This is a genomic window from Alcanivorax sp. S6407, from assembly GCF_023016115.1.
Classification (GTDB): Bacteria; Pseudomonadota; Gammaproteobacteria; order Pseudomonadales; family Alcanivoracaceae; genus Alcanivorax.
Window position 1 is genome coordinate 627,983 of sequence record NZ_JALKBH010000002.1, and the last position, 18,894, is coordinate 646,876.

An 18,894-nucleotide genomic window follows, 5' to 3' on the forward strand; every position below is an offset into this window, starting at 1 on the left:
CAGCTCATGTATCCTATGTCTCCTTTACCGGTGACCCTTGATCTTTCAGGCCGTAAGGCCGTTCAAAGGTTCCGCACCCCATTTCCAGTTGTTTTTGTGATCAGAAAGAGACCCGATGGACGCACAGTATCGCCCCGATCAGATCGAAGCCCAAGCCCAGCAGTACTGGGAGGATAACCAAAGCTTCAAGGTCACCGAAGAGGCCGGCAAGGAAAAGTTCTATTGCCTGAGCATGTTCCCCTACCCCTCCGGTCGTCTGCACATGGGCCATGTGCGCAACTACAGCATCGGTGACGTGATCAGCCGCTACCAGCGCATGCAGGGCAAGAACGTGATGCAGCCCATGGGCTGGGACGCTTTCGGCCTGCCTGCCGAGAACGCCGCCATCAAGAACAAGGTGGCGCCGGCCAAGTGGACCTTCGAGAACATCGACTACATGAAGGGCCAGCTGAAGCGCCTGGGCTTCGGCTATGACTGGGACCGGGAACTGGCCACCTGCACCCCGGAATACTACCGCTGGGAGCAGTGGTTCTTCACCCAGCTTTACGAAAAAGGCCTGGTGTACCGCAAGCAGTCCACTGTGAACTGGTGCCCGAATGACATGACCGTACTGGCCAACGAGCAGGTCATCGACGGTTGCTGCTGGCGCTGTGACTCCCCGGTGGAGCAGAAGAACATTCCCCAGTGGTTTATCAAGATCACCGACTACGCCGACGAGCTGCTCAAGGATCTGGACCAGCTGGATGGCTGGCCGGAACAGGTCAAGACCATGCAGCGCAACTGGATCGGCCGCTCCGAAGGCGTCGAGCTTCAGTTTGCCATCGAAGGTGAAGAGCCGCTGCGTGTCTACACCACCCGCCCGGATACCCTGATGGGCGTCAGCTACGTGGCGGTGGCCGCCGGCCATCCGCTGGCACAGAAAGCCGCCAAGGGCAACGCCGACATTGCCGCCTTCGTGGAAGAGTGCCAGCACACCAAGGTGGCCGAGGCCGACATGGCCACCATGGAGAAGAAAGGCATCGCCACCGGCCTCACCGCCACTCACCCGATCAGCGGCGAACAGGTGCCGGTATGGATCGCCAACTTCGTGCTGATGGGCTACGGCACCGGCGCAGTGATGGCCGTGCCCGCCCATGACCAGCGTGACTATGAATTTGCACAGAAATACGGCCTGCCCATCACCCAGGTGATTGAGCCTGCCAACAATGAAGCTATCGATCTGAACAGCGAGGCGTTCACAGAAAAAGGCAAACTGGTGAATTCCGGCGAATTCAGCGGCAAGAGCTCCGCCGAAGCCTTCGACGCTATCGCCGCCTGGTTGAGCGAGCGCAACCTGGGCGAGAAGAAAGTGAACTACCGCCTGCGCGACTGGGGTGTCTCCCGTCAGCGCTACTGGGGTGCTCCGATCCCCATGGTGGAAACCGAAGACGGCGAGCTGCACCCCACTCCGGCGGATCAGCTGCCGGTGGTGCTGCCCACCGATGTGGAAATGGACGGGGTGAACAGCCCGATCAAGGCGGATCCGGAATGGGCCAAGACCACTTTCAATGGTCAGGCAGCCCTGCGCGAAACCGATACCTTCGACACCTTCATGGAGTCCAGCTGGTACTACGCGCGTTACTGCTCACCACAGAACGACCAGGCCATGCTGGACCCGGCGGCGGCCAACTACTGGCTGCCGGTAGATCAATACATCGGCGGCATCGAACACGCCATCCTTCACCTGTTGTACTCGCGCTTCTTCCATAAACTGCTGCGCGATACTGGCCTGGTGAATTCCGATGAGCCGTTCAAGCAACTACTGTGTCAGGGCATGGTGCTGAAAGACGGCGCCAAGATGTCCAAGTCCAAGGGCAACACCGTGGATCCGCAGGAAATGATCGAGCAGTACGGTGCTGATACCGTACGCCTGTTCATCATGTTTGCCGCACCGCCAGAACAGTCACTGGAATGGAATGACTCCGGCGTGGAAGGTGCCTCTCGCTTTATCAAACGCCTGTGGCGCCAGGTTGCCGAGCATGTGGAAGGCGGTCTGCCCGCTGCACTGGACACGGGATCCCTGGACGACAACGCCAAGGCCCTGCGTCGCAAGACCCACGAAACCATCCAGAAAGTCAGTGATGATTATGGCCGTCGCCATACCTTCAACACGGCTATCGCCGCGGTGATGGAGCTGATCAATGACGTCAGCCGCTTCGAAGGTGATGCCGCGGTCAAACAGGAAGCACTGGAAGCCGCTGTGCTGCTGCTGGCCCCGATCATCCCCCACGCCGCCCATGCCCTGTGGCAGGCCCTGGGCCATGATGACACCGTGCTGACGGCGGCATGGCCGAGCGTCGACGAAAGCGCCCTGGTGAAAGACAGCATCGAGCTGGTGGTACAGGTTAACGGCAAGGTACGCGCCAAGCTGAACGTGCCGGCCAATGCCGACAAGGATGCCGTGGAAGCCCTTGCCAAAGATGAGCCCAATGTGCAGAAATTCACGGAAGGCAAGACCATCCGCAAGGTCATCGTGGTACCCGGCAAGCTGGTCAATATCGTTGCCAATTAAGCTGAAGGGCGGACATCGGCGCAAGCCGATCTCCGCCACTGAACCTGGCGGGGCTTTCCCGGGGATTCTCCGCCTTTGATGCATTCAACTGCTGCCCAAATCTGAGGTCTCCATGAAGGCTGCCGCGCTCTCCACCCTGCTTCTTACCCTGCTGCTCAGTGCCTGCGGCTGGCAGCTGCGCGGCGTCACCAATCAGCCGAATCTGGAAACCCTGACCATTCAGGGCGCCACCACCAAACTGAAATACGCTCTGGAAGATCAGCTGGAAAAACAGGGGGTACTGGTGCACAACGAAGCCCCCTACCTGTTAGTCATCGATGACGAGGACTGGATGCGGCGAACCTCTGCCGTGGATGCCCAGGGCCGCCAGGCAGAGATTGAACTGCGCTACACCCTCTACTGGCATATCCTGGATCGCAAGACCGGCGCCCTGCTGACCACCCCGACCCGGCTGCGCGCCATTCGCACCCTGCCCTGGTACCCGGAAAACGCCACCGCCTCCTCCGACGAAGAGGATCTGGTGCGCGATGACCTCTATGAGGACATGACCATCCGGCTGATCAACCAGATCGCCACCGCCTCACAGCGCTGGGAGCCCTACTAAATGCGCCTGCGCCCGGAGCAACTCGGCAAGCATTTGTCAGCGGAACTGAAACCGGTCTACCTGGTGGCCGGAGATGAGCCATTGCAACAGCAGGAATTGCTCGATGACCTGCGCCGAGCCGCCCGGGACCAGGGGTTCGAGGAGCGCCACCGTTTTTCTTCCGACACCGGCATCGACTGGAATGCCCTGCTCAATGAGGCGCAGAGCATGAGCCTGTTCGGCGGGCGGCGAATTCTGGAGCTGGTACTGGGCAACAAACGTCCAGACAAGAACGGCAGCCAGATTCTTCGTGACCTGTTCGCGGCGCCCTCGCCGGACACCCTGCTGCTGATCCATTGTTCCAAGCTGGATCGCCGCAAGGACTGGAACAGTGCCTGGGTGAAAGCCCTGGATGAGGTTGGCGCCATCATCGAAGTATGGCCGGTGGAAGGCAACAATCTGCGTAACTGGCTGCAGGACCGGCTTGCCAGCCGCGGGCTGCATGCCAGCGATGACGCCATGGCCCTGCTGATCGAACGCAGTGAAGGCAACCTGCTGGCCGCCGCCCAGGAAGTGGACAAGCTGTCGCTGCTGGTAGAAAACGGCCAGGTCAGCCCGGAAGATGTGCAGCAGGCGGTAGGTGATTCCAGCCGCTACTCTCCCTTTGACCTCACCGAAGCCACCGCCCAGGGCGATCCGCACCGGGTTCTGCACATTATCCAGACCCTGAAGGCCGAAGGGGTGGAACCGCCGGTGCTTCTGTGGGCCCTGAGCCGCGATATCCGCATGCTGGACGGCATGATCGCCGGCGGCCCGCCACCGCGGCTGCCACCACAACGCGCCCGCGCCATGCAGGCCCAGGCCCAGCGCCTGAATCCGCAACAACTGCGCGCCGCCCAGGCCAGCGCCATCCGCGCCGATCAGTGCGTCAAAGGCATGGCCAAGGGCGACCCCTGGCAACACATCACCAACCTGGCCCTGCGCCTGGCCGGCAAGCCACTGCCGAGAAGCATGGAAAGGTAGCGATAGCTATGCTTGTGGCTGATGCCTCTTTGCATCGATACAACATACGCCGGCTAGAACCTGCCGCAGGAGCGGTCGTTCGACCGCGATCCGAGCCCTGGCGAGGCAAGGATTCCAGAAGCGGGTCTCGAAAATCAAAACCCAAACCTGATTCCAGGACGAGGGTTTTGCTTTTCGAAACTCGGTACTCGTAACTCGAAACTCATTACCTCGCTTGGGCTCGGATCGCTTGCAGGCAAGTTATTCGCTTCGCTCACCCTTCGGGCCGCACTGCGTGCGTTACTCTGCTACGCTACGTTCCCACAGCAGCTTCGTAGAAATACAGAAAGCCGGGAACTTTTCCGGGTTTCCCCATCGAATCAAGCGTAGCTTGTAGCTTGTAGCTTGTAGCTTGTAGCTTGTAGCTTGTAGCTTGTAGCTTGTAGCTTGTAGCTTGTAGCTTGTAGCTTGTAGCTTGTAGCTTGTAGCTTGTAGCTCGTAGCTCACAGCTGATCATTTGGCCCAAATAGCCCTCACCGGATCACCAAACTCTGCTAGCCTGTCTGTCCACGATGAACAGCAGCAGAACAACAATGAGCGAACCCCGCGATACCTCATCCATCAGTTTTACCGCCCTGTATACCGGCCACGTGTGGACCCGCGATGGCATCTCCGCGCCCTTCTTCCGCACCCGCGGTGGCGCCTTCCTGTATGGTGCCCTGGCGCCGTTTGAATATGTGGGCCGTCATATTGTCGGCGGGAATATCCGCACCTTTCTGCTGCAGCGCCACCACCTCATCGACCATCGCCTGCACCAGCTCATTGAAAGCGGGGTTAGCCAGGTAGTGGAAATTGCCTGCGGCCTGTCACCGCGGGGGCACCGTTTCTGCCAGCAGTATCCGCAGCTCACCTATATCGAAACCGACCTGCCGGACATGGCCCGTCGCAAACAGCAACTGCTGAAAGAACATCAGGTACTCAGTGATCGTCACCGGGTAATGCCCATCAATATCTTTGCCGAAGACGGCGAACTCAGCCTTGATCATGTTCTGGGCCAACTGGACCAGAGCAAACCCGTGGTAGTGATCACTGAAGGGCTGGTGAACTATTTCCCGTTACCCGTCATTTCCGAATTCTGGAAAACGCTGGCAACCGCACTGAAGGCCTTCCCGCAGGGCACCTATCTCACCGACAACTATCCGCTCTATCGCGGCATGCCCTTCTACCGCACCCTGAAAGTCCTCGGTAACATGCTCGGCGCAGTATCGCGCAGCCAGGTCGGCTTCCACTTCCATGCCGACGACGAAGCCATCAACCACTTCAAACAGCTCGGCTTCGACGACCTGAAAATCCACAATCCGGCGAACTACTACGACCAGCTCCCCATCCCCGAAACCCGCGGTAATCCCATGGTACGGATCATGGAAGCGTATAAAGGCAGTTAACAGTGAATAGTTAACAGTTAACAGCTAAAGGCAAAAAGAAAGGTCCAAACGAAAGAGGCCGCACCCGAATTCGGGCGCGGCCTCTTTGCTTTACGCGGCGGAAACACCTGCTCGCGCAGCTGTTCACTGTTAACTATTCACTGTTAACTGCTTTTCAGTTTAGCCGTAAATCCGGTGCACCTTGTCATCACGGCCGGGGCTCAAAAAATACTGGCTGTCCTTGAGCAGTTCGGTGAAGCGATCGGCCAGGGCGATGTTGCCGTGTTTGAAAAGGCAACGCAGGTAACCTTCGCCGTCATAGTCAAACACCAGCAGATCCAGCTTCAGGTCCGGGCTTTCCATGGTCAACGTGCAGTCACGGGCATGGTCGGCCAGGGAGAAACCCGGCTCATCCAGTTTGATCAGACAGCCGAAGAAGTTGATATCCACCACCTTTACCGGCTTGTTGAAACGATATTGGTCACCGATGCGCGATTCGCTGGTCACGTGGCCGTGGCTGTTACAGGGAATCAGGCGTTCTGCACGGCGACGCTCCAGATTTCGGGTTTCGCCTTTTTTGAAGTAACGCGTACCTTCCACGTTCTCGATGGACTCGCCGCGCAGGAAAGTAGAGAACAGATCCAGTGACACTTCCCGCTTTTCCAACTGCGGCAAATGATCCGCCCCCTTGATCAGCACGAACTGGGCATTGGGGCACTTCTCGGCAAAGGAAGCATTTTCCCAGGGCAGGGTAAAACTGTCGTATTCGCCGGTGGTGACCAGGGTGTCGCATTCGGGATAGCCCAGCAGGCCCTCTACCGACAACAGGCGGCTGCCGTTAATCACGTAGCGCTCCTGCTCGTTCTCGGACAGACGCTTCATCTGCCGGTAGAACAGTTTGCGGGCTGTCGGGGTAATGCCGGTTTCCTTGAGCCGGTTATAGTTGACCAGGTAGAGCACCACCGCCTGACTGAACTCATCCATGCGGCCTTCACCCAGCACCCGCTTGGATTCATCCACCAGCATTCGCCAGCTCTTGCGCGGGCGAGTAACAATGCCCGCCACAATCAGCTTGCCGGTGGCCTGCGGGTATTTGTAGGCAAAGGTGCTGGCAATGGCGGAACCCAGTGACAGGCCCATCAGGTGCACCTTGGCAAGGCCGGACAGGCGGGAGAATTCATACAGCAGATCCGCCAGATCCTCCATGCTCAGATCCGGGGCGATCTGGGTGTTATTCCCCAGTGACGGCAGATCCACCAGGACCACCGGAAAATCTTCATAGATCCGCTCGACGCAGTACTTGTAGGAAGTGAAGTTCTGGAAGGCTCCACCTACCACCAGCAACGGCGGTTTGTGGGCATTATCGGGATGCGCGAATGCCAGATAATCAATGCGCCATTTCCCCACCCACATCTGCAGCGGCTCTGCCTTGATGGAGGAGCGGGTATATTCCTCGTAACGAATTCCCATTGGCTGGCTCCGTTTGTTGTTCTTGTTGTTGTGCGCCGATGGCGCCATTTCTGTTATCGGTACTGGTACAGGAAGCACAGCGAATGTCCGCTCCCCGGTGCACACCAGGCATCGTGTGCCAAATCATCAACTACAAAAGCGCTACCTGTCAGGTCTTTCTCCCCCTATTGGGCAGATGCAAAACAAAGTGCATATGCGCTGAAAATGAGGCCCGACCTTCCTATGTAGCAAAGCTTTTCAATTCTTAACCATTTGTATTAAAGCGTAAAGCGCTTAAATCCCGTGCGGTTCGCCCGGGCGACAAAGCACCAACGCCCAACAGGCAGTCCTCCGTGCTATGCCGGAGGCTAGAGGCAAGATGCCGGAAATCCCCGCCACGCCGCACAGGGAGTTATCCAGAGCCGCCCCGGTTCGCTATAATGCCGCTCTTTACCTGATTCAGTTTGTGACTCTATGGATATCCAGCAATACATGCAGCGTCTGGGCGAGCAGGCTCGTCAGGCATCCCGGGCCATGGCCCGCGCCAGTTCTGGCGACAAGGACAAGGCTCTGACCGCCATTGCCAGCGCCTTGCGCAGCCACCGCAGCGCCATTCTGCAAGCCAATCAGCAGGATCTGGACAACGGCCGCCAGAACGGCCTGGATGCCGCCCTGCTTGACCGTCTGGAACTGACTCCGGCCCGTTTCGACGGCATGGTGGAAGGTCTGGAGCAGATCGTCAGCCTGGCCGACCCGGTGGGTACCATCACCGATCTGGCCTACCGCCCGTCCGGTATTCAGGTGGGCAAGATGCGGGTACCGCTGGGTGTCATCGGCATCATCTATGAGTCGCGGCCCAATGTGACCATCGACGCCGCCGCCCTGTGCCTGAAATCCGGCAATGCCGCCATCCTGCGCGGCGGCTCCGAGGCCATTAATGCCAACCAGGCCATCGCCGAGTGCATCCGCATCGGCCTGCGCGATGCCGGCCTGCCAGACACCGCCGTACAGGTAGTGGAAACCACCGACCGCGCCGCCGTTGGCGAGCTGATCAGCCACCCCGAGTTTGTGGATGTGATCGTTCCCCGTGGCGGCAAGGGCCTGATCGAGCGCATCAGCAACGACGCCCGGGTACCGGTGATCAAGCACCTGGATGGCAATTGCCATACTTATATCGATGATCAGGCCGATATCACCAAGGCAATCGAAGTGGCCTACAACGCCAAGACCCAGCGCTACGGCACCTGCAACACCACCGAAACCCTGCTGGTGGCCAACGCCATCGCCGGCCAGGTGTTGCCGCAGCTGGCTGAGCGCTATCTTGAAGCTGGCGTGGAGCTTCGCGGCTGCGAACTGGCCCGCAGCATTGTCTCTGGCATGAATGAAGCCACAGAGACGGACTGGAGCGAGGAGTTCCTGGCACCGATCCTGGCGGTGAAGATCGTCAAGGGTATGGATGATGCCATCGAGCACATCAATCGCTACAGCTCCGGGCACACCGAGGCGATCATCACCGAAAACTACACCCGCGCCCGCCAGTTTCTGACGGAAGTGGATTCCAGCTCGGTGATGGTAAATGCCTCCACCCGCTTCGCGGACGGCTTCGAGTACGGCCTGGGCGCCGAGATCGGCATCTCCACCGACAAGATCCACGCCCGTGGTCCGGTGGGACTTGAAGGCCTGACCAGCCAGAAATGGGTGGTGCTGGGTGATGGGCATATCAGGCAATAACGCTGGCACGCTCCACGCAACACGCAACACGCGGTGCCATTTACCAGCGCGGTGCGTGTCGCATGATGTGTGACAGTGTCCCGCTGGTGCTCTTTGGCGGCACCTTTGATCCGGTGCATCGTGCCCATATCAGTGCGGCGCGGGCGGTGTCGAAGGTGCTGGGGGATGCCCCTGTGCACCTGCTGCCCAATGCCGTGCCGCCCCACAAGGCGCAACCCATGGCCGATGGCGAAGAGCGTCTGGCCATGCTGCGGCTGGCCTGCCGGGACTACCCGGAACTGGTGGTGGATGACTGGGAGCTGCGCCAGGATGGCCCCAGTTACAGCCTCCATACCCTGCGTCACTTCCGGCAACAGAACCCGGAGCGCCCGCTGGTTTTCATGATCGGCGCGGACAGCTTTGCCACCCTGCACCGCTGGCACCACTGGCAGGATTACGCCCGCCTGTGCCATCTGGCAGTGGTGCCGCGACCGGACTGCGAACTTGCCACCGTTGAAGTGCAGAGTGCTTTTCCGGAAAGTGATGCCGGCCAGCTGCGCCAGCAGTCCTGCGGGCTGCGGCTGATGCTGAAACGGCCGTTTCTGGATGTCTCGGCCACGGCCATTCGCGAGGCCCTGCAACAAAAAGGCGACTGCCCGGCTCTGGATCCGGCCGTCAGCGCCCATATTCGCCGTCATCACCTGTATAATGTGGCGAACAAGACAACATCAACCAAACACGAGGCACCATGAGCGCAGACACCCCGATTCTGTCCCTGGTCATCAACGCCCTGGAAGAACTGAAAGCCCAGAAAATTACCGAACTGGATGTGCGCGACATGACCAGCATGGCAGATCACATGGTGATTGCCAGCGGCACCTCCAACCGCCACGTCAAGGCCCTGGCCGACAACGTGATTGATGCAGCCAAACAGGCCGGCCATCCCCCCATCGGCAGTGAAGGCGAGGATACCGGCGAATGGATCCTGGTGGATCTCGGCGATGTCATCGTGCATCTGATGCTGCCGGCCACCCGCGAGTTCTACGATCTGGAGCGCCTGTGGCGTAACCCGGATCACCACCCGGATCGCAGCCAGGACCAAGACGCCTGAGCCATGCGCATCTTTCTGCTGGCAGTGGGCACCCGTATGCCTGGCTGGGTCACTGAAGGGTTTGCCGAGTACCAGAAGCGCATGCCGCCAGACATGCGCCTGGAGCTGGAAGAAATCCCCATGCCCAAACGCAGCAAGGGAGACACGACCAGCCAGATCCGCAGCGAAGCCGAGGCCATCCGCAAACGGCTGGAAAAACACCCTGGCGCCAAGGTGGTAGCACTGGAAGTGCTGGGTCGAGCACTGGACACCCCCGCGCTCAGCCGTAAACTGGGTGAACTGAAGGATCTGGGACAAGATCTGGTTATTCTGGTCGGCGGCCCCGATGGGCTCTGTGCCGAACTGTCCGCCAGCGCCCATGAACGCTGGAGCCTCTCCAAGCTGACCCTGCCGCACCCGCTGGTGCGGGTATTGTTGGCCGAGCAGCTCTACCGTGGCTGGACGCTGCTGACCGGCCACCCCTATCATCGCTGACCTTTATATGAGTGTGCGCTAACGCCAACATGCGTCGACCGTTAACCCTGAAAGACCACCATCATGAACAGCGCATATTTGGCGTGCGCCTGGTCGTGGGCGTCTTTCTTGTGCTGCTGCTCACCGGCATCCTGGTCAGCCGCATGGTCTGGCTACAGATTTTTGAACACAGCCGCTACACCACCCTCAGTGATAACAACCGGGTGCAGACCCAGGCCGTATCCCCGCCGCGGGGGCTGATCACCGACCGGGACGGGATCATCCTGGCGGAAAACCGACCGGACTTTTCTCTGGAAGTGATCATCGAGCAGACCCATGATCTGGATGATCTTCTGGTGGAGGTTGCCAAGCTGGTAGAGCTGGATGAAGGCGACCTGGAGCGTTTCGAAAAACGCCGCCGGGCCGCCCGCCGTCCCTGGGAACCGGTACCCCTCCGTGGCCGACTCACGGAGGAGGAAATCGCCCGCCTGGTCGTCAACCAGCATCGCCTGCAAGGCTTGCGGATTTCTGCAGACCCGGTACGGCACTATCCTCATGACATCCTGTTCTCCCATGTGATCGGCTACGTGAACCGCATCAATGCCCAGGATCTGGATGCCATGAACCTGGACCAACAACGGGACTATGCTGGCACGCATTTCTATGGCCGTACCGGCATCGAGCGATTCTATGAAGATCGCCTGCACGGCGGGGTGGGCTACCGTCAGGTAGAGACCAATGCCCGCGGTCGTATCCTGCGGGTGCTGGAAGAACAGCCGCCCGTGCCGGGCCAGGATCTGCGCCTGCGCCTCTCCATGCGCGTTCAGCAAGCCGCCTACGATGCGCTGGGCGACCGCCGCGGCGCCGTCGTCGCCATCGATCCCCGCGACGGCAGCGTGCTTGCCTTTGTCAGTCGCCCCGGTTTCAACCCCAACCTGTTCGTCACCGGTATCTCTCACAAGGATTACTCTGCGTACCGCAACGACCATGACAACCCGCTGTTCAACCGGGCCCTGCAGGGCCGCTACCCGCCCGGCTCCACCATCAAGCCGATGCTCGGTCTGGCCGGACTGGATGCTGGCGTCACCAACTGGCAGCGCAGCATTCGGGACCCGGGCTACTATCAGCTGGAAAACGACCCCCATCGTTACCGCGACTGGAAGCGCTGGGGGCACGGCCGCGTGGATCTGCACCTGGCGGTAGTACAGTCCTGCGATACCTACTTTTACGACATGGGTTTCAAGCTGGGCATTGATCGCATGCACGACTACATGAACCAGTTTTCGATCGGGCAGACCACCGGCATTGATCTGGACAATGAGTCCCAGGGCCTGATGCCCTCCAAGCAATGGAAGAAAGCGTTCCGCAATCGCCCCTGGTTCCACGGTGATACCATCAACGCCAGTATTGGCCAGGGTTTTGTGTTGGCCACCCCTCTGCAGCTGGCTACCGCCACAGCAATCACCGCCAACCATGGCAAACAGGTGATCCCCACGCTGGCCGGCGAGCGGCAGGAAGTGGAACGAACCGATTTGATACTGCAGGACGAAAGCAACTGGGAAAAGATGACCAATGCCATGGTGGATGTGACCGGCCCCAAGGGCACTGCCCGCATCATGGCGGTGGACGCCCAATACCCCATCGCCGCCAAATCCGGCACCGCCCAGGTGTTTTCCGTGGGCCAGGACGAGACCTATAACGAAGATGAACTGGCCGAGCGCATGCTGGATCACGCCCTGATGGTCTCCTTTGCCCCGGCGGACAAACCCGCCATCGCTGTGGCCGTGCTGGTGGAAAACGGCCGCCATGGCGGCTCCACGGCAGGCCCCGTGGCCCGGGAAGTCATGGATGCCTGGTTGCTTGACGACGCCGGCAAGCTGAACGTGCCAACAATATTTGCCGATCAGGTCAGCGCGGAACAGGAACCGGCTGCTGACAGCAGCGACGCCGCCAGCAAGGAGACCCCATGAGCCAGCGCGAATTTTTCCGCCAGATGCCGGGGCAGAGCGGCGCGTCCCTGTCTCCCGGTCTGGCCGAGCGAATTCATCTCGATGCCCCCCTGCTGGCTGGCCTGCTGCTGCTCATGCTCGGCGGCCTCACGGTGCTATACAGCGCCGGCGGCGAAAGCATGGAACTGGTCATCCGCCAGTGCATCCGCTTTGGTGCCGGCCTCACCGCCATGTTTGTGCTCGCCCAGTTCCCACCCCGCAGTTACCGTTTCTGGGCTCCGGTTATTTACACCATCGGCCTGGTCCTGCTGGTACTGGTATTGGTGGCAGGCACTGAAGCCAAGGGCGCACAACGCTGGCTGTCCATTCCTGGTCTGGGGCGTTTCCAGCCTTCGGAAGTGATGAAACTGGCGGTACCTGCCATGGTCGCCTGGTTCTTCAGTGAACGCACCCTGCCTCCCAAACTGATTGATGTGGTCGGCGCCCTGCTTCTGCTCGGTCTGCCCGCCATGCTCATTGGCCTGCAGCCGGACCTCGGCACCGCCATCCTGATTGCTGCCAGTGGCCTGGTGGTGCTGTTCATGGCTGGCCTGTCCTGGCGCCTGATTGCGGTGGCCGTCATTGTGGTCGTCACTGCCGCGCCGCTGATGTACTTCTTCGTGATGCATGATTACCAGCGCAACCGGGTAGACACTTTTTTGAACCCGGAAGCGGATCCGCGGGGAACTGGATGGAACATTATCCAGTCCAAGACAGCAATCGGCTCCGGCGGCATAGACGGCAAGGGCTGGCTGGATGGCACCCAGTCGCGACTGGATTTCCTGCCCGAATCCTCCACCGACTTCATCCTCGCGGTACTCAGTGAAGAGTTCGGGCTGATTGGAGTGTGCGTGCTGCTGATCATGTACCTGATCATTGTCGGGCGAGGGTTTTTCATCAGCTGGCAGGCGCAGGACACCTTTTCCCGATTACTGGGATCGAGCCTGACCATGACGTTCTTTATCTACGTGTTCGTCAACATGGGCATGGTGACCGGACTGATGCCCGTGGTGGGAGTACCCCTGCCGCTGGTAAGTTATGGCGGCACCTCCATCGTGACGTTGCTGGCCAGCTTCGGGATGCTGATGTCGATCCAGACCCACCGCCGGCTGATTGGATATTGACGATACGCTGCACGCTTCACTCGACATGCGGAGCAGCAAAAAAGACAACAAGGAGTAATCGCTTTGCGGCGTATTCATCAAGGCATTATCGGTACCCTGTTTTCCCTCTCCGCGCTCACCGCCCAGGCAGAACTGGAGCATACCTGTCCGGAAAACAGTGCCTACCTGGAACGGCCTGCGGCCAAAACCATGATCGCCGATCTGGTCAAACAGGGCCTGGACGAGCAACGCATTCGTACCGTATTGGGTAGTGCGGAATGCCAGCCGAAGATTCTCGAATCCATTGCCCGACCAGCGGAAAAGACGCACACATGGGCCACTTACCAAAAGATCTTCCTGCAGGAGAGCCGGGTACAGAAAGGAGTGGAATTTGCCAACACCCACGCCGACACCCTGACCCGCGCGGAGCAGACCTACGGCGTGCCGCGGGAGATCATCCTTGCCATCATTGGCGTGGAAACCCGCTATGGTCAGCACATGGGCACCTACCGGGTGGTTGATGCCCTTGCCACCCTGGGTTTTGACTACCCGCCGCGCAGCACGTTTTTCGCCAAACAGCTGAAAGCACTGTTCGAGCTGGAACAACAGGCCCATATTGATGCCGACAGCATCACAGGATCCTATGCCGGCGCCATGGGCTTCGGCCAATTTATCCCCACCAGCTACCAGGCCTTCGCGGTGGATTTCGACAATGATGGCGTCACCGATCTGGTCAACAACCCGGTAGATGCCATCGGCTCCGTGGCCAACTATTTCAGCGAACACAAATGGACCCCGGGCCTGCCTGTGGCTGCCCGGGCGCAACTCAAGGGCCAGGGCTTCAAGCCGCTTGCCAAGAAAGGCTACAAGCCCGGCTTTACTCTGGCCGAGGCCAGCCAGGCCGGCGTCACCCCACTGAGCTGTGACGCTGCCATCACCAGCGAATACTGCTTTGACCTCCCCGACAACACCCGCGTCGCCTTGCTCGATCTGCAAGGCACTGACGGCGCCGAGTTCTGGTTGGCCACTGACAATTTCTATACCATCACCCGCTACAACCACAGTCGCCTCTACGCCATGGCCGTGCTACAACTGTCCCGACAGCTGGCCGCCGCGCTGGAGAACACGCAATGAAACGCCTGGTAACCCTGGTCACCGCTAGCGCCCTGTTTAGCGCCTGTGCAACGGCCCCGCCCCCTTCGGGCAGCCAGAAGGATCCCAATGGCGCCCCGGGTTCCGATCGTTACAGCCTGCAACAGGACACCGCTCCCCATGAGCAGCGTGACGTATCCGCCCTGCCCGAGCCTGTGCCAAAGCAGGAGCCGCGCAGCAAGTACGGCAACATGGACAGCTACAGCGTGTGGGGAAAAACCTACCACGTGCTGCCGAATGCCGAGGGTTACGTAGCAGAGGGCAATGCGTCCTGGTATGGACAGAAATTCCATGGTCACCGCACCTCCAGCGGTGAGGCCTTCGACATGTACCAGTTCACTGCCGCCCACAAGAGTCTGCCGCTACCGACCTACGTGCGCGTCACCAACCTGGACAACGGCAAGAATCTGATCGTTCGCGTCAATGATCGCGGCCCCTTCCATGACAACCGCATCATCGACCTGTCCTGGGCCGCCGCTGTGCGCCTGGGTATCGAGCAGGCAGGCACCGGGCGGGTCCGTGTCGAAGCGCTCAGCCCCAGCAACACGGGTAGCGGTGGCAGTACCGTACCCACCGCCGTGCGCGCTGCTGTGGACAGCCCACCGCCGAGCACCGCCAGCACCCCGCTCACCGAACAGCTTTACCTGCAGGCTGGCGCCTTCCAGGATCGCAGCAGTGCAGAGCGCTTGCGCCAGTCCCTGCGTGAACAACTTGGACTGGAAGCCGAAATCCGCGAGCAGCAAGCACTGTTTCGGGTGTGGCTGGGCCCCTATCGGGACGACAGCAGCCGCCAGCAGATGCGCCAGCAGGTTGCCGATGCGGGCTTTGACCGCCCCATGCCGGTGAAGCCGTAATATCCTCTAGCCGTGATGCATCGTCCTACAACAGTGACCGGGCGGTACAAATTCTGACACCCAGGCCCTAAAATGCGCCCATCATCAGGTCATGGGACGGTGTCATTAAGGTACCGCACCCGGCAATCGGGGAATTATTTGCGATTTTCGTGTCAAATCCCTGCAAACCGGCCCTTTTACCTATTCATTTTGTCAGGAAGACAAGGAACTACAGGCAGATAACCATGCGCTCCCAGTCGATACGCAGCTCTTTTTTTGTTCTTTTTGCTTTTATTGGTTCTCTCATGACCGTGCAGGCCAGCGCCAGCATGGTACCCCGAGCTCCGCAGATTGATGCCCGCGGTTATCTGCTGATGGATGCAGCCAGCGGCCGCATCATCGTCGAGCACAACGCCGAGCAACGCCTGCCTCCGGCCAGTCTGACCAAGATGATGACCGCCTATATTGCTGAAGCCGAACTGCAGAAAGGCAATTTGTCGGAAGACGACATGGCGCCAGTGAGCGTCAAGGCCTGGCGCATGGGCGGTTCCAAGATGTTCATCAAGGAAGGAACCCGGGTCAGTGTCGGCGACTTGCTCAAGGGCATCATCATCCAGTCCGGCAACGATGCCAGTGTGGCCATGGCCGAGTTTGTGGCGGGCTCTGAAGACGCCTTTGCAGACCTGATGAATCAGCACGCCCGTCGCCTGGGGATGCACAGCACCCATTTCATGAACGCCACCGGCTGGCCGGCAGAGAATCATTTCACCACAGCCAAAGACATGGCCACCCTGGCCCGCGCCATCGTTCGTGACTTCCCGGAGCATTACGACACCTATGCCCAGAAGGAATTTACCTACAATGGCATCACCCAGCAGAACCGCAACCTGCTGCTGTGGCGCGACGAGCGTGTGGATGGCCTGAAAACCGGCCACACCGAAGAGGCCGGTTACTGCCTGGTGTCATCCGCCAAGGACGGTGACATGCGCCTGATCGCCGTGGTCATGGGCACCGACTCGGAAGGCGCCCGTGCCCGGGAATCCCAGAAGCTGCTCACCTACGGCTTCCGCTTCTTCGAAACCTACAAGGCCTACAGTGCCGGCGATATCCTCGATACCGCAGAACTGTGGATGGGTGAACAGCGTGAGGTCCGCCTCGGTCTGGCTGAAGACCTGATTCTCACCATTCCCAAGGAAAGCCACGAAAACCTGAAGGCCGAAGTCACGGTGAACCCGCAGCTGCAGGCGCCCATCAATCAGGGTCAACAGTACGGCACCGTAACCGTGCGCATGGACAACGAAGTCCTGGTGGAAAAACCACTGGTAGCATTGGAAAGCATTGAGGAAGCCGGTTTTCTGACCAAAATCTGGCACCACATCCTGATGTTCTTCCAGAGCCTGTTCTAAACATTGCCGTGGGTGCCGGCCACGCCGGCACCCCAACCGGGAAAGCCCATGTCAAAGGTTTACCTCAACGGCGCCTTCATGGCCCCGCAGGACGCACACATATCCCCCCTGGACCGGGGCTTTCTGTTTGCCGATGGCATCTATGAAGTCATCCCGGCCTACAACGGTGTGCTGTTCCGCTTTGAGGAACACCTGGTTCGCCTCGAGCGTTCCCTTTCCCAGGTGGCCATCACCAACCCGCATAGCCGCGAACAGTGGCGCCAGATCTGCGAAGAGCTGATAGAACATAACGGGGGCGGCAACCTGTCGGTCTACCTGCAAGTCACCCGGGGGGCCACCGAGAAACGCGACCATGCCTTCCCGAATCCTCCGGTGCCACCTACCGTATTCATGATGACCGGGCAGATTGCGGTTCCTGCTGCTGACAGCCCGGAAACCGCCGCCGGCTCGAAGGCCATTACCCTGGATGACATCCGCTGGGCACGTTGCGATATCAAATCCGTCTCGCTGTTGCCCAACAGCCTGCTACGCCAGCAAGCGGTGGCCGCCGGCGCCAGCGAGGCCATCCTGCTGCGCGACGGTTTCGTTACCGAAGGCTCTGCCAGCAATGTATTTATTGTGGCCAAGGGCACGGTCATCACTCCGCCCAAAAGCCATGCCATTCTTGGCGGAATCACCCGCGACCTGGTTGTGGAATTGTGTCATCGCCACCATATACCGGTGGAGGAGCAGGAAATCACCGAGAGTCAGCTACGCCAGGCCGATGAAATCTGGTTTACCAGCTCCACCAAGGAAATTGTACCGGTGATCCAGCTCAACAATGCCCCGGTAGGCTCAGGGACACCGGGCCCACTGTGGAAAACCGTGGCCCGCCACTACGTCAGTTTCAAACGCCGCCTGTGCGGCCACCAGGACCAGGAGTAACCCATGGCCATCCAGGAACATCTGTGGGAATTTCCCCACGCCATGCAGCTTAAAGTCATGGGCGCCGCCGATGCGCCCCTGGAAGAAGCGCTGATCGAAATCCTTTCCAACCATCTGGAGGATTTCGAAGCCGAAGCGCACCTGACCAGCAAACCGAGCAGCAAGGGCACCTTTGTCTCTTTCACTGCCCAGGTCGTCATGCGCCACCGCGGCCAGGTGGAAGCCATCTACAAGGCACTGAATGAGTGCCCCCATGTGAAGATGACGATTTAACGCCAAAGGCTGGACGCCGGATGCCTGACGAGAAAGTCAAAATCCGGCGTACCTTCAACCGCCCCCGGACCGGCATGCGTTGATAAAAATCAAAGGCGAATCTTTCTCCTTCCCTCCAACACCACGGCCCCACCTGACATTGACGCAAAAGAAAAACCCCTGATTTTGTAGGGTTTTAGCGTCTGGCTTCTGGCGTCCGACATCTTGCATATTTTTTTCTGCATAGCCATTGATATGGCTCTTACACACGGTAACCGGACGTCACAGCCAGACACCGAAGCCCCACCAACCATGCCTTGGATTCGACCATTCGTCCCTTTAATTTGGTCTCATAACAAAAATTTTGGGGGCAACGCATGAAAGTTCTTTCACTGCTCAGTCTGGTCGGCATCCTGCTGGTACTGGTGGGTTACAGCATTACGCCATCTGCCGAGCCAATCGCACGCATTCATACCATGCCTGCAGCCAAGGATATTGTCCCTGCAATGCCCCGCAGCCCCGACATCCTTCAGCGCGTCAACGGTGCCCCGGTGCATTTCGACGCTTTCAACACCATCAATCTTGAAGACGATGACGGCATCGAATACGGCGTCAGTGTTCAGGAACTGAATCTTCATCTGGTCAACGAAAAAACCGGCAACCGCCTGATCTGACCAGAACCAATCTGTTTGACTGTTGTTACCCCGAAAGGGGTCTGCCTTAAGCCCGGTTCCCCCACCGGGCTTTTTTTATGTCGCTCCGCGACCGCAACACGCTTCACGCAACAAGCAACACGCCTGACGCCTGACGCCTGACGCCAAGGATGGAACCGCTGTAGGAGCTTGCCTGCAAGCGATCCGAGCCTAAGCGAGGTAAGGATTCCAGAAGCGAGTTTCGAGTACCGAGTTTCGAAAATCTAAAACCGGTGGTCAGGCGCGGGGTTTTAATCTTGG

17 protein-coding genes are annotated in these 18,894 nt (G+C 59.4%); 16 read left to right on the forward strand and 1 reads right to left on the reverse strand.

Going from position 1 to position 18,894, the window contains the following annotated elements:
* The first annotated feature begins 115 nt into the window (after positions 1-115).
* The 4 genes from leuS to MWU49_RS06080 all read left to right on the forward strand — a co-directional run bounded on the left by leuS (position 116) and on the right by MWU49_RS06080 (position 5,581).
* The gene (gene leuS / locus MWU49_RS06065; RefSeq protein WP_246969454.1) at positions 116-2,551 is read left to right on the forward strand and encodes a leucine--tRNA ligase; all 2,436 of its coding nucleotides are present in this window, start codon (positions 116-118) and stop codon (positions 2,549-2,551) included.
* A gap of 112 nt (positions 2,552-2,663) precedes the next feature.
* Positions 2,664-3,155, forward strand: a complete 492-nt coding sequence (lptE, locus tag MWU49_RS06070; protein WP_246969457.1) for an LPS assembly lipoprotein LptE — start codon at positions 2,664-2,666, stop codon at positions 3,153-3,155.
* The gene (gene holA / locus MWU49_RS06075; RefSeq protein WP_246969460.1) at positions 3,156-4,157 is read left to right on the forward strand and encodes a DNA polymerase III subunit delta; all 1,002 of its coding nucleotides are present in this window, start codon (positions 3,156-3,158) and stop codon (positions 4,155-4,157) included.
* Positions 4,158-4,729: 572 nt separating this feature from the next.
* Positions 4,730-5,581 carry a class I SAM-dependent methyltransferase gene (locus MWU49_RS06080; protein ID WP_246969463.1) on the forward strand — a complete coding sequence of 284 codons (852 nt, stop codon included), beginning with the start codon at positions 4,730-4,732 and terminating at the stop codon, positions 5,579-5,581.
* Between the two features lie 159 nt (positions 5,582-5,740).
* Here the strand turns inward: MWU49_RS06080 and MWU49_RS06085 are convergent, their stop codons facing one another.
* Entirely contained in the window at positions 5,741-7,030 is a 1,290-nt protein-coding gene (locus tag MWU49_RS06085; RefSeq protein ID WP_246969465.1) for an alpha/beta hydrolase, read from the reverse strand.
* A 453-nt stretch (positions 7,031-7,483) separates the two neighbouring features.
* Between MWU49_RS06085 and MWU49_RS06090 the strand changes: the two genes are divergently transcribed.
* From MWU49_RS06090 to MWU49_RS06145, 12 genes are all read left to right on the forward strand, one after another.
* Positions 7,484-8,740, forward strand: coding sequence for a glutamate-5-semialdehyde dehydrogenase (locus MWU49_RS06090; protein WP_246969468.1), 1,257 nt, complete (start codon positions 7,484-7,486; stop codon positions 8,738-8,740).
* A gap of 62 nt (positions 8,741-8,802) precedes the next feature.
* The gene (nadD, locus tag MWU49_RS06095; protein WP_246969471.1) at positions 8,803-9,471 is read left to right on the forward strand and encodes a nicotinate-nucleotide adenylyltransferase; all 669 of its coding nucleotides are present in this window, start codon (positions 8,803-8,805) and stop codon (positions 9,469-9,471) included.
* Complete coding sequence (rsfS, locus tag MWU49_RS06100) at positions 9,468-9,830, forward strand: ribosome silencing factor (protein WP_246969475.1); 363 nt, start codon at positions 9,468-9,470, stop codon at positions 9,828-9,830. Before nadD ends, rsfS begins: the two co-directional genes overlap by 4 nt.
* A 3-nt stretch (positions 9,831-9,833) precedes the next feature.
* The gene (gene rlmH / locus MWU49_RS06105) at positions 9,834-10,304 is read left to right on the forward strand and encodes a 23S rRNA (pseudouridine(1915)-N(3))-methyltransferase RlmH (protein ID WP_246969477.1); all 471 of its coding nucleotides are present in this window, start codon (positions 9,834-9,836) and stop codon (positions 10,302-10,304) included.
* A gap of 29 nt (positions 10,305-10,333) precedes the next feature.
* Positions 10,334-12,253: a penicillin-binding protein 2 gene (gene mrdA, locus MWU49_RS06110; protein ID WP_246969478.1), complete on the forward strand. Its 1,920-nt coding sequence runs from the start codon at positions 10,334-10,336 to the stop codon at positions 12,251-12,253.
* Positions 12,250-13,395 (forward strand): rod shape-determining protein RodA, encoded by a 1,146-nt coding sequence (gene rodA / locus MWU49_RS06115; protein WP_348646692.1) that lies wholly within the window; start codon positions 12,250-12,252, stop codon positions 13,393-13,395. The genes mrdA and rodA overlap by 4 nt, the downstream gene beginning before the upstream one ends.
* Positions 13,396-13,458: 63 nt before the next feature.
* Positions 13,459-14,508 carry a lytic murein transglycosylase B gene (mltB, locus tag MWU49_RS06120; RefSeq protein ID WP_246969480.1) on the forward strand — a complete coding sequence of 350 codons (1,050 nt, stop codon included), beginning with the start codon at positions 13,459-13,461 and terminating at the stop codon, positions 14,506-14,508.
* Positions 14,505-15,380 carry a septal ring lytic transglycosylase RlpA family protein gene (locus MWU49_RS06125; protein ID WP_246969482.1) on the forward strand — a complete coding sequence of 292 codons (876 nt, stop codon included), beginning with the start codon at positions 14,505-14,507 and terminating at the stop codon, positions 15,378-15,380. The genes mltB and MWU49_RS06125 overlap by 4 nt, the downstream gene beginning before the upstream one ends.
* Before the next feature lie 224 nt (positions 15,381-15,604).
* A complete protein-coding gene (locus tag MWU49_RS06130; protein WP_246969484.1) occupies positions 15,605-16,765 on the forward strand; it encodes a D-alanyl-D-alanine carboxypeptidase family protein in 1,161 nt (386 codons plus the stop codon).
* A 48-nt stretch (positions 16,766-16,813) separates the two neighbouring features.
* A complete protein-coding gene (locus MWU49_RS06135; protein ID WP_246969486.1) occupies positions 16,814-17,689 on the forward strand; it encodes a D-amino acid aminotransferase in 876 nt (291 codons plus the stop codon).
* Positions 17,690-17,692: 3 nt separating this feature from the next.
* On the forward strand, positions 17,693-17,962 hold the full coding sequence (locus tag MWU49_RS06140) for a DUF493 domain-containing protein (protein WP_246969488.1): 270 nt from the start codon (positions 17,693-17,695) through the stop codon (positions 17,960-17,962).
* Between the two features lie 356 nt (positions 17,963-18,318).
* Entirely contained in the window at positions 18,319-18,615 is a 297-nt protein-coding gene (locus MWU49_RS06145; RefSeq protein WP_246969490.1) for a hypothetical protein, read from the forward strand.
* The last annotated feature ends 279 nt before the right edge of the window (positions 18,616-18,894 follow it).